Origin of the sequence: Amycolatopsis lurida (assembly GCF_900105055.1) — a bacterium.
Classification (GTDB): domain Bacteria; phylum Actinomycetota; class Actinomycetes; order Mycobacteriales; family Pseudonocardiaceae; genus Amycolatopsis; species Amycolatopsis lurida.
In genome coordinates this window covers 5,310,446-5,321,138 of record NZ_FNTA01000004.1, presented here as the reverse complement: position 1 = coordinate 5,321,138, position 10,693 = coordinate 5,310,446, and the positions used below count along the sequence as shown (strand labels likewise).

10 protein-coding genes are annotated in these 10,693 nt (G+C 68.9%); 4 read left to right on the top strand and 6 right to left on the bottom strand.

The window, feature by feature from the left end:
* The first annotated feature begins 2 nt into the window (after positions 1 to 2).
* The 3 genes from BLW75_RS30655 to BLW75_RS30645 all read left to right on the top strand — a co-directional run bounded on the left by BLW75_RS30655 (position 3) and on the right by BLW75_RS30645 (position 1,740).
* A complete protein-coding gene (locus BLW75_RS30655) occupies positions 3 to 458 on the top strand; it encodes a hypothetical protein (protein WP_034305450.1) in 456 nt (151 codons plus the stop codon).
* Positions 459 to 485: 27 nt separating this feature from the next.
* Positions 486 to 1,352, top strand: a complete 867-nt coding sequence (locus tag BLW75_RS30650; RefSeq protein ID WP_034305453.1) for a ferredoxin — start codon at positions 486 to 488, stop codon at positions 1,350 to 1,352.
* Between the two features lie 109 nt (positions 1,353 to 1,461).
* Positions 1,462 to 1,740 (top strand): hypothetical protein, encoded by a 279-nt coding sequence (locus tag BLW75_RS30645; RefSeq protein WP_034305455.1) that lies wholly within the window; start codon positions 1,462 to 1,464, stop codon positions 1,738 to 1,740.
* Between the two features lie 131 nt (positions 1,741 to 1,871).
* On the opposite strand, the gene BLW75_RS30640 is transcribed toward BLW75_RS30645, so the two are convergent.
* The 5 genes from BLW75_RS30640 to BLW75_RS30620 form a co-directional block, all read right to left on the bottom strand.
* Entirely contained in the window at positions 1,872 to 3,029 is a 1,158-nt protein-coding gene (locus tag BLW75_RS30640) for a cystathionine gamma-synthase (protein ID WP_034305458.1), read from the bottom strand.
* A 51-nt stretch (positions 3,030 to 3,080) separates the two neighbouring features.
* Positions 3,081 to 3,677 carry a hypothetical protein gene (locus tag BLW75_RS30635; RefSeq protein ID WP_034305460.1) on the bottom strand — a complete coding sequence of 199 codons (597 nt, stop codon included), beginning with the start codon at positions 3,675 to 3,677 and terminating at the stop codon, positions 3,081 to 3,083.
* A gap of 43 nt (positions 3,678 to 3,720) precedes the next feature.
* Positions 3,721 to 4,317, bottom strand: a complete 597-nt coding sequence (locus tag BLW75_RS30630) for a hypothetical protein (protein WP_241783235.1) — start codon at positions 4,315 to 4,317, stop codon at positions 3,721 to 3,723.
* A 113-nt stretch (positions 4,318 to 4,430) separates the two neighbouring features.
* Entirely contained in the window at positions 4,431 to 5,837 is a 1,407-nt protein-coding gene (locus tag BLW75_RS30625; protein ID WP_034305462.1) for a DUF4064 domain-containing protein, read from the bottom strand.
* Between the two features lie 233 nt (positions 5,838 to 6,070).
* The gene (locus tag BLW75_RS30620; RefSeq protein WP_034305925.1) at positions 6,071 to 7,441 is read right to left on the bottom strand and encodes a cystathionine beta-synthase; all 1,371 of its coding nucleotides are present in this window, start codon (positions 7,439 to 7,441) and stop codon (positions 6,071 to 6,073) included.
* Between the two features lie 178 nt (positions 7,442 to 7,619).
* Here BLW75_RS30620 and BLW75_RS30615 point away from each other — a divergent pair, with 178 nt between their 5' ends.
* Positions 7,620 to 8,840 (top strand): acetyl-CoA C-acetyltransferase, encoded by a 1,221-nt coding sequence (locus BLW75_RS30615; protein WP_034305463.1) that lies wholly within the window; start codon positions 7,620 to 7,622, stop codon positions 8,838 to 8,840.
* 97 nt (positions 8,841 to 8,937) lie between these two features.
* Here BLW75_RS30615 and BLW75_RS30610 read toward each other — a convergent pair whose 3' ends face one another.
* Positions 8,938 to 10,470 carry a DHA2 family efflux MFS transporter permease subunit gene (locus BLW75_RS30610; RefSeq protein ID WP_034305467.1) on the bottom strand — a complete coding sequence of 511 codons (1,533 nt, stop codon included), beginning with the start codon at positions 10,468 to 10,470 and terminating at the stop codon, positions 8,938 to 8,940.
* Positions 10,471 to 10,693: the final 223 nt, after the last annotated feature.

Sequence of the window (10,693 nt, the reverse complement as noted above, 5' to 3'; positions counted from 1 at the left end):
GGATGGCTGCTCAATGGCCTCAGCTCGACCCCATCGCCCAGAACGAGCTTCTGGGCGAGATCACCTTGTCCGTGGTCGGTGCGCTGCCGCCGGGCTGGCGTGAGGTGGTGCTGGACTACCGGGTGGTCGGCAAGAACATCGACGTCGCGGTCGGCGTGCTCGACCCGAACGGCACTTATCAGGTGTGGGAACCGTCCGTCGAGACGTGGCGCATGTTCCAGCGCCTGCGCGGCGGGATGTACCAGGACGGCGAAGGAACCTGGTTCTCGGCCAGGCTCGTCATCGAACCTCCGTCGCGATTCCGGGTGCAGTACAACTGGCAGAACGAGCCCGACTTCCAGCCGTACCCGTCCCCGGACGAGTTCGCGCTGGAGCAGGAACGGTTCCCCCGCGGCGAGGAGTACATGCCGGACTGGTTCAAACGCGGTCTGGCCGCCTCGGGTGCCCAGCCCCAGTGAGTTCGTCAGTCGCGTGAGTGAGGGGACATGAGCCGACCACAGGTGCCGTTGAACCAGCAGCAGCAACAGCAGCTCGTCTGGCAGATCGGCCATGCCCTCGCCACACCGCTGCCGCCTGGCTGGCAGCAGATGCGCGTCGAATACCGGGCGGCGGGCAGGCATGTCGAGGTCGACCTGCTCGTCACCGGTCCGGACGGTCTGCCGCGACCGGCACAGCCGAGCCCGGATGCCGTGCAATTGCTCGGGAACCTGCGGGCGGGGATGTACCAGCCCGGCCGCGGGACCTGGCTGAGCGCGATCCTGGTCTACGGCTCGGCGACCGTGCTCAGTACGGACTTCCTCGCGGATGTGGAGCCGCCGTGGCGGCAGGCGCCGCCTCCGATCGGCTTCCAGGACGAACTGCGTTTCTTCCCGCGCGCCGAGGAGAGCATCCCGCCGTGGCTGCGGCAGCGCGCCGGGCTCGACGTCGTGCCGGCGACCGCGCCTTCGGTGGCGACTCCGCTCGCCGAGACCCCGGAGGCGCTGAAGTCGCCCCGCGTCTACGACGGTCTCGACGAGTCCGGACGCCCGGTGGTGAACCGTGAGCCGCTTTCCCCGGCCGAGCGGGATCGCGTGCTGGCGTATCTCGACGCCGCCCCGGTCGTGCTGGCGTCACGGAGCTACGACGCCGACGCCTTCGATCCCGACCGGGAACCGCTGGTGCCGTTGAACTTCCGCACGGACGGCCGGTGGTACTGGCCGGGTGCGGTCGCCTACTACCTACGCGAGCACGACGTGGCGCCCGATCCCGAGTTGCTCGGCCACATCCGGGCGCTACGGTTCACCCCGCCGGAGGTCGGAGAGCCCGAACGCGCACTCGCGGTCGCCGCGATCACCGGCCAACCGTCCACTTAGGACTCGCCGATTTCACGGCCGGATGATGCCACCTGACGGATACGTCACGTGACAAGTTCACGGTCCGGGTACTCTTGACGACGGCGGCGAAGGCGACCAGGGAGCGCACATGGCACGGGGGAACATCGGCAGGGTCCGGGCGACCCGCTCCGCCGGGATGCTCCCGGTCGTGCTGGCTCTCACTTCGGCCGCGCTGCTGACCGGCGCCGCCGTCTACACGGTCGACCGCGCCGGTTGCGTGGATCCGGGCCAGTACATCCGGCACGACAACCACATCGAACTCGTCGGCGGCTGCGTCGACGGCTCCGAGCTGTCCGCCGTGCCGAAGGGTACTTCGCACGAGGCCGACTCGAAGAGCGGCGTCACGCCCAGCAACTACCGCCCATAACCGGGCGATTCCTCCCACCACACCGCGCTGACCAGCGCGAACAGAGCAAGGGACCTTTGCTCCCACTTACTTAGCTCGGCTAAGCGAGTGGAAGCAAAGGTCCCTTGCTCACTCCCTGGGCTCGGCGGCGGTCAGCCCAGGGCCTTGGCCAGATCGTCGACCAGGTCGCTGCCGTCCTCGATGCCGACGGACAGGCGCAGCAGGTTGTCCGGCACCTCCAGGGTGGACCCGGCGGTGCTCGCGTGGGTCATCTTGCCGGGATGCTCGATGAGCGATTCGATCCCGCCCAGCGACTCGGCGAGGATGAACAGCTTCGTCTTCGACGCGACGTCGAGCGCGGCCTGCTCGCCGTCGATGTGGGTGAACGAGATCATCCCGCCGAAGCGCCGCATCTGCTTCGAGGCGACCTCGTGCCCGGGGTGCTCCGGCAGGCCCGGGTAGTAGACGCGCTCGACCTTCGGGTGCTTCAGCAGCATCCGGGCGATCAGTTCGGCGTTGTCGCTGTGCCGCTCCATCCGCAGCGCGAGCGTCTTGATCCCGCGCAGGGTCAGCCACGCGTCGAACGGGCCGGGCACCGCGCCCGCCGCGTTGCGCAGGTAGAACAGCTGCTCGCGCAACTCGTCCTCGTTCGTCAAGATCGCGCCGCCGACGACGTCGGAGTGCCCGCCGAGGTACTTGGTCGTCGAGTGCAGGACGACGTCGGCACCCAGCGAAAGCGGGTTCTGCAGGTACGGGGTGGCGAAGGTGTTGTCGACGACCAGGCGGGCGCCGGCGCCGTGCGCGACCTCGGCCAGCGCGGCGATGTCGGCGATCCCCAGCATGGGGTTCGTCGGCGACTCGCACCAGATCAGCTTCGTCTCCGGCCGGATCGCCGCGCGGACCTCATCGATGTTCCCCAGGTCGGCGACCGTGTGCTCGACGCCCCACAGGCTCAGCACCTTGTCGATCAGGCGGAACGTGCCGCCGTACGCGTCGTTGCCGAGCACGAGGTGGTCTCCGGGCCGAAGGGTCGCCCGCAGCAGGACGTCACTCGCCGCCATCCCCGACGCGTACGCCAGACCGTGCCGCGCGCCTTCGAGCGCCGCCAGCGCGACCTCCAGCGCGGTGCGCGTGGGGTTCGCGGTGCGGGAGTACTCGTAGTCGCCTTCGCGCGTGCCGCCGACGCCGTCCTGCGCGTAAGTCGAGGTCTGGTAGATCGGCACGATGACCGCGCCGGTCCGGGGATCAGGGGTCTGCCCGGCGTGGATCGCGCGCGTCTCGAAGCCCAGCAGAGAGTAATCGTCGGCCATACCGTCAAGGGTACGACCACCCCTGCGCGATCCCATCGTCTGGGATCGAACTCACCACTGCCCGGGCGGCTGTCCCTGCTGCTGGGCACCGGGGGCCGGCGGGTATCCGGGCTGCGGCGGTGGATATCCGAAGTTCGGCGGTTGCGCGGCGCCGGCCTGTGGCTTCGCCGCCAGCCAGCGCACCGTCGGCGGGACCAGCGCCAGCACGAGGGTCGCGATCGCCGGGATGAGGACCACGAAGAGGAGCCAGCCGAAGCCGAAGAACAGGGTCACCCCGCTGTACGAGAAGTGGTAATGCACGTCGAACGCCCGGAGCAGGAAGGTCAGCGCCACGAACCCGATGGCGGACGCGGCTCCGATCACGGTGAGCACCCGTCCGGCCCGCTTGCGCAGGAGCAGCATGATCCCGCCGCCCAAGAGCAAGGCCGCGCTGACGAGGTCCAGCGCCGCCCCGACCAGCAGGAACGAAATGAAGTAGTCGGACAGCTCGATGATGTGGGACACCAGCCCGGCGAGGAACCAGAGCCCGCCGAGGATCGCGAGGATCCCGGCGATGATCGCGGTCGCGCCGCTCGGCTGCCGCATCGGCCCCGGCGGGTAGGCACCCGGTGCCGGGTATCCCTGCGGCGGGTATTGCTGGAAGGTCATGTCTCCCCCTGTCGAATTCCTTGCCCGAAAAGTACGCCGGATCTCACCATCCGCCCTGCTGGGGGGACTGGTTCTGCGGCCGGTACGGCTGCACCGGCGCGGGCCGCCAGCGCAGATACCTGAAAGTCGGCGGGAGGACCGCCAGCAGGAGCGCGAGCAGTCCGAACACGACCATGGCCAGGCGGAGGACGCCGTCGAAGGTCGCGAACCGGAGCAGGAAGTCGAGGTGGATCCGGTACGGCACGCGGAAGGCGATCGGTTCCAGCACGACGGCCACGATGGCGAGCAGCGAACCGAGGATCAGCAGGATGGCGCCGATCAACGAGCGGAAGAACGTGGTCAACGCGCCCATCAGCAGGAACAACGCGGCGAGCAGGTACAGCACCAGCTCGACGAGCGCGAAGCCCGGCAGGTTCGAGAGGCTGAACCCCGACGGGAGCTCGATGAAGTAGCGGATCGGGATGAAGCCCGACGCGAGGGCACCGACGAGGCCGAGCACCGCGGCGATGATCGCCGTCGCCCCGGAGGGCCGGGCCTGCGGCGCGGGATACCCATAAGCCGGTCCGGGCTGCTGTGCGGGATATCCGTACGGACCGGTCACGTCGCTCCCGTCGGCCAGGTGTGGGTTGACGGCGCTCACCCTAGCCTCCGGAACCTGGCCGTGGCAGGCGAATCGGGGATACCCGGGCGAAACGGAACACCCCCGGCCGCGGGCCGGGGGTGTTCCGAGTGAAACCGTTCAGTGGCGGCGAATCACCACTGCTGCGGGGGCTGACCGGGCTGCTGGCCCGGCTGGCCGAAACCACCGCTGGGCGGACCCTGCTGGCCGGGCTGCTGCCCGAAACCGCCGGGCTGCTGCGGAGGCTGGCCGAAGCCACCCTGCTGCTGACCCGGCTGAGCGAAACCACCGCTGGGCGGACCCTGGTGCCCGGGCTGCTGCCCGAAACCACCGGGCTGCCCCTGCTGCGGGAAACCACCCGAAGACGGCTGACCGGGCTGGCCGAAGCCACCCTGCGGCTGACCGTACGGACCGGGCTGGCCCGACTGACCGGGCTGGCCGAAGCCACCCTGCGGCGGGCCACCGAAACCGCCGGGCTGGCCGCCCTGCGGGGCACCCAGCACCGAACCGCCGCCACCGAGACCCACGAACTGCGCGGTCGCCGGGATCAGGCCCAGCACACCGACGATCAGGATCACGATGCCGAGGAGCAGGTGCAGCAGGCCACCGCCGATACCGGCGCCTTCCCTGGCGGACGGCGGCAGCTTGTCCAGGAAGTCCGACGACGGGGTCGAACCGCTGAGCAGGAGGACGCCGAACAGCACCAGCAGCGCACCACCGGCGGCGACGACGATCGGCGCGATCTTCTTCACCGTGCCGGGGAGCTTGCCCGCGAGGGCCAGCCCCACGCCACCGGCGAGGGAGACGAGCGACCCGACCAGAAGCATGATCACGTAGAACCAGGTCGCCCCCGGACCGACCACACCGGCCTCGTCCAGGAACTTTTCGATCTGCTCTTGGTTCGGAGCGCCGTCGAAGACCTTCGAATAGTCGCTGGCGTCACCGAAGTAGACGAACGACACGATCAAGGCGATCAGGCCGAGCAACGCCACGACGCCACCGGCGATGAACCCGAACATCGGGTTCCCGCCGCCACCGCCCGCGGCGGCGGGGCTGTAGCCCTGTGGCGGTCCGCCGAAACCGGGCTGCTGGCCGAAGCCGCCCTGCGGCGGTCCGCCGAAGCCCTGCTGCGGCTGGCCGAAGCCCTGCTGCTGCTGGCCCTGCGAGGGGTCGAAGCCACCCTGCTGGGGCTGGCCGAAGCCCTGCTGCTGACCGAAACCGCCGCCCTGGGCGCCGTAGGCACCGGCGGACGGGTTGTCGGCCGCGCTCGGCGGCGGGGCGTACGGGATGGCAGGCGGCTGCGAACCCGGCGGCACGAGCTGGGTGGACTCGGCGGTGGGGCTTTCCCCGCCGCCGCTCACCGGCTGCACGACCTGGGTCGCGTTCGCGTCACCGGAACCCGGCTGGACCGGCTGCACGACCTGCGTGGGCTCCGGCGTGTCGCCGAACCCGCCTCCCTGGGGCTGCTGCTCATAGGAGGGCTGCTGCCCGTACTGCGGTTGCCCGTAGTCGGGCTGAGCGGGCTGGCCGGGCTGGACCACCTGGGTCGGTTCCGGGGAACCGAACGGGTTGTCTTGCTGCGGCTGAGGGCCACTCGGGGGTCCCTGCGGTGGCTGGGCGCCACCCCAAGGCTGATTCGGTGGCTGCGGAGCACTCATTTGGGTCTTGAACCCCCTTGACGAGGACATAAAAGTTCAACTCACCGGACACGCTATCGGATAGCGGGTCGGGCCGCTCGTAACGCCCCGGCCCGACCATCCGATGAAATGCCTCTTTACCGTCCCGCGAGAAACGCGAGCAGGTCGTGCCGGGTGACGACCCCCGCCGGCTTGCCGTCGACCAGCACCAGCGCGCCGTCCGCGCCCGAGAGCGCGTTCATCGCCACGCTCACCTGTTCACCGGCGCCGATGGTCGGCAGCGGCGGCGACATGTGCTGCTCGAGCCGGTCGGCCAGCTGCGCCTTGCCGGTGAAGAGCGCCTCGAGGAGATCACGCTCGTTGACGGCGCCGACGACTTCGGCCGCCATGACCGGCGGTTCCGCGCTGACCACGGGCATCTGGCTGACGCCGAACTCGGAAAGGATCGCCACCGCTTCGGCGACGGTCTCGTTCGGGTGACTGTGCACCAGGTTGGGGAGGGAGCCGCTCTTCTTCGTCAGGACGTCGCCGACGGTCCTGCCGCTGGAGTCCGGCGGGAGGAAGCCGTAGGAGGACATCCAGCTGTCGTTGAACACCTTGGTGAGGTAGCCGCGGCCACCGTCGGGCAGGAGCACGACGACGACGTCGTCCGGGCCGAGGCCCTCGGCGAGCTTGAGCGCCGCGGCGACGGCCATACCGCACGAACCGCCGACGAGGAGCCCCTCTTCGAGCGCGAGGCGGCGGGTGATGTCGAACGAGTCCGCGTCCGACACCGCGATGATCCGGTCGGCGATGTTCCGGTCGTAGGTGTCCGGCCAGAAGTCCTCGCCGACGCCTTCGACCAGGTACGGCCGCCCGGAACCGCCGGAGTACACCGAGCCTTCGGGGTCCGCGCCGATGACCTGGACGCGGCCGTCGCTGACCTCCTTGAGGTACTTGCCGGTGCCCGAGATCGTGCCGCCCGTGCCGACGCCCGCGACGAAGTGCGTGATCTTGCCTTCGGTCTGGCGCCAGAGTTCCGGGCCGGTCGAGTGGTAGTGGCTGGCGGGGTTCTCCGGGTTGGCGTACTGGTTCGGTTTCCAGGCGCCCTCGATCTCGCGCACGAGGCGGTCGGAGACGTTGTAGTAGGAGTCGGGGTGCTCCGGCGCCACCGCGGTCGGGCAGACCACGACGCGCGCGCCGTAGGCCTTGAGCACATTGCGCTTGTCCTCGCTGACCTTGTCCGGGCAGACGAACACGCACTTGTACCCCTTGCGCTGCGCCACCATGGCCAGCCCGACGCCGGTGTTGCCGGAGGTCGGCTCGACGATGGTGCCGCCGGGCTTCAGCTCGCCGGAACGCTCCGCGGCTTCGATCATCCGCAGCGCGATGCGGTCCTTGACGCTGCCGCCGGGGTTGACGTACTCGACCTTGGCCAGGATGAGCGGCTGGAGCCCCTCGGCCAGTGCGTTCAGCTTGACCAGAGGGGTGTTGCCCACGAGGTCCACGATGTGCTCGACGTATTCCACTCCCACAGCCTAAACGCCGCAGGTCGCGATGTGCCCACTCAACTGCGCACGATGATGTGTCCCTGGAAAAGAGTGGCGTGGATCGCCTTCGCCTTTGACCCGCACCCCCCTCCGGTGGAGGATGCGAGGTGAGCAACCGCTTAGCGCGTCTGGATCGAAAACAAGGGAGTGTCGTTCCATGCCCGAAGCCGTCATCGTCTCCACCGCCCGATCCCCGATCGGCCGCGCCGGCAAGGGATCGCTGGTGAGCATCCGCCCGGACGACCTCGCCGCGCAGATGGTCCGCGCCGCGCTCGACAAGGTCCCCGAACTCGACCCGACGCAGATCGAAGACCTCATGCTGGGCTGTGGTCTCCCGGGCGGCGAGCAGGGCTTCAACATGGGCCGCGCCGTCGCCGTCGAACTCGGCTACGACCATCTGCCCGGCTGCACGATCACCCGGTACTGCTCGTCCAGCCTCCAGACCACCCGCATGGCGCTGCACGCGATCAAGGCGGGCGAAGGCGACGTGTTCATCTCCGCCGGCGTCGAGACCGTGTCCCGCTTCGCCAACGGAAGCTCCGACTCCTGGCCGAACACGCACAACCCGCTGTTCGCCGACGCCGAGGCCCGCACCGCCCAGGTCGCGGCCGAGGGCGCCGACAGCTGGACGGATCCGCGTGAGAACGGCGCCCTGCCGGACGTCTACATCGCGATGGGCCAGACCGCCGAGAACCTGGCGCGACTGAAGAACGTGTCGCGTGAGGAGATGGACGAGTTCGGCGTCCGCTCGCAGAACCTCGCCGAGAAGGCCATCGCGGACGGCTTCTGGGCCAAGGACATCACGCCGGTCACCCTGCCGGACGGCACCGTGGTCTCGAAGGACGACGGTCCGCGCGCCGGCGTCACCCTCGAAGGTGTCTCCGGCCTCAAGCCGGTCTTCCGCCCCGACGGCCGGATCACCGCGGGTAACTGCTGCCCGCTCAACGACGGCGCCGCCGCGGTGATCATCATGTCCGACACCAAGGCTCGCGAACTGGGGCTGACGCCGCTCGCCCGCGTCGTCTCCACCGGTGTTTCCGGGCTGTCGCCGGAGATCATGGGCTACGGCCCGGTCGAAGCGTCGAAGCAGGCGCTCGCCCGCGCTGGGATGTCGATCGGCGACATCGACCTCGTCGAGATCAACGAGGCGTTCGCCGCGCAGGTCATCCCGTCGTACAAGGACCTCGGAATCGACCTCGACAAGCTGAACGTCAACGGCGGCGCGATCGCCGTCGGCCACCCGTTCGGCATGACCGGCGCGCGGATCACCTCGACGCTGATCAACTCGCTTCAGCACCACGACAAGCAGTTCGGCCTCGAGACGATGTGCGTCGGCGGCGGCCAGGGCATGGCGATGGTTCTGGAGCGTCTCTCCTGATCCTCTGACCTGCAAAAGAGAGCAAGGGACCTTTGCTACCGCTTACTTAGCCAGGCTAAGCGAGTGGCAGCAAAGGTCCCTTGCTCTCTTCTGGCGCCTAGTGGGTCATGATCGGCGGGGCCGGGGCGACCTCGCCGTCCGCGCCCTCCGGAAGGGCGGGCTTGGTCTTCGGCAGGAACGCCGCCGGGATCAAGCACAGCGCGAGCAGGATCATCGACCACAGGAACGTCGTCGAGAACGCGTCCGCGGTCAGCCCCGAGGCCGCTTCGCGCGTCGCCGGGTTCATCACCGCGGCCGTCGCGGCCAGCTGTCCCTCCGCGGTCGGCACGCCGAACTTCCCGGCGAGCAGCGCCGCGAGGATGATCGACAGCACCGCCGAACCGATCGCGCCCGCGGTCTGCTGCAGGATGTTCGTCGCCGTCGATGCCTTCGCCATGTCCTCCGATTTGAGCGTCTGCAACGCGGCCGAGGTGATCGGCATCATCGTCGCGCCCATGCCGAGCCCCATCACGAACAGCGCCGAAAGCAGCAGCCAGTACGGCGTCGCCGCGGTGATCTGAGTGAAGGCGATCAGGCCGGCGAGCATCAGCACGAGGCCGGGCAGCACGATCTTCCGCGCGCCGATCTTGTCCGCGAACCGGCCCGCGATCGGCATGGTCAGCATCGCGCCGACACCCTGCGGAGCGAGCAGCAGACCGGCGTTCATCGCCGATTCGCCTCGCGCCAGCACGAAATACGTCGGCAGGAGCAGCATCGCGCCGAAGAACGCGACGCAGAAGAACGTCATCGTCACCATGGCGACGGAGAACGACGGGTTCTTGAACAGTTTCAGATCGAGCAGCGGGTTGGTCACCCGGTTCGCCCTGACCACGAACGCCACCAGCAACGCGACCCCCGCCAGCGCGGGCAGCCAGACGTCCACCGCGCCGACACCGCCGGCCGACGGGATGTTCGAAACACCGAAGATCAGCGCCGCCAGGCCGGGCGAGACCATCAGCATGCCGAGGAAGTCGAACCGCTCGCTGGGCTCCGGCCGGTCCTTCGGCAGCAGGCGCCACGCCATGGCCATGGTGATCAGGCCGATCGGCACGTTGATGTAGAAGATCCAGCGCCAGCTCACCGCGTCGACCAGCCAGCCGCCGAGGATCGGCCCGCCGATCGGGCCGAGCAGCATCGGCACCCCGAGCACGCCCATCACGCGCCCGATCCGGTGCGGTCCGGCGGCCCTGGTCAGGATCGTCATGCCGGCGGGCATCAGCATGCCACCGCCGAAGCCCTGCAGGACCCGGAAGACGATCAGCGATTCGACGTCCCAGGCCATGCCCGCGAGCATCGAGCCGATCAGGAACAGCCCGATCGCGGTCATGTAGAGGCGTTTGGTGCCGAACCGGTCCGAAGCCCAGCCGGTGATCGGGATGACCGTCGCCAGGGCGAGCATGTAGCCGGTCGCGATCCATTGGATGGTGTCGAACGAGGTCTGGAACTCGATGGTCAGTTTCTGGAGCGCGACGTTGACGACCGTCGTGTCGAGGATCGCCATGATCGCGCCGAGGATGACGACGCCGGCGATCTTGAGCACGCCCGCGTCGAGTTTGTCGCCGCCCGGTGCGGCCGGGCTTTGCGTTGACATGAAAAATCCGTCCCTGATGCTCAGTGTCCCCGGGACGCGACGACCCCCGCGGTCGCGACTACGGAATCGATGCCCGGCCTCGCGCCGAGCCTTCCCCAATCGAGCTTGTGCATTAATGCGCAAGCTCAGAACGTAGCCGAGGGTAGCCGAACACAGGTTTTGTCTGCCAACTTTTTCCCGTACGCGGGCCTAATGGGCAGACCCGCGTACGACATGTCACGAA

Bases quoted from the DNA above. Each gene is read 5' to 3' on its own strand.
- BLW75_RS30655 (WP_034305450.1), top strand. From the start codon at position 3: ATGGCTGCTCAATGGCCTCAGCTCGACCCCATCGCCCAGAACGAGCTT.
- BLW75_RS30650 (WP_034305453.1), top strand. From the start codon at position 486: ATGAGCCGACCACAGGTGCCGTTGAACCAGCAGCAGCAACAGCAGCTC.
- BLW75_RS30645 (WP_034305455.1), top strand. From the start codon at position 1,462: ATGGCACGGGGGAACATCGGCAGGGTCCGGGCGACCCGCTCCGCCGGG.
- BLW75_RS30640 (WP_034305458.1), bottom strand. From the start codon at position 3,029: ATGGCCGACGATTACTCTCTGCTGGGCTTCGAGACGCGCGCGATCCAC.
- BLW75_RS30635 (WP_034305460.1), bottom strand. From the start codon at position 3,677: ATGACCTTCCAGCAATACCCGCCGCAGGGATACCCGGCACCGGGTGCC.
- BLW75_RS30615 (WP_034305463.1), top strand. From the start codon at position 7,620: ATGCCCGAAGCCGTCATCGTCTCCACCGCCCGATCCCCGATCGGCCGC.
- BLW75_RS30610 (WP_034305467.1), bottom strand. From the start codon at position 10,470: ATGTCAACGCAAAGCCCGGCCGCACCGGGCGGCGACAAACTCGACGCG.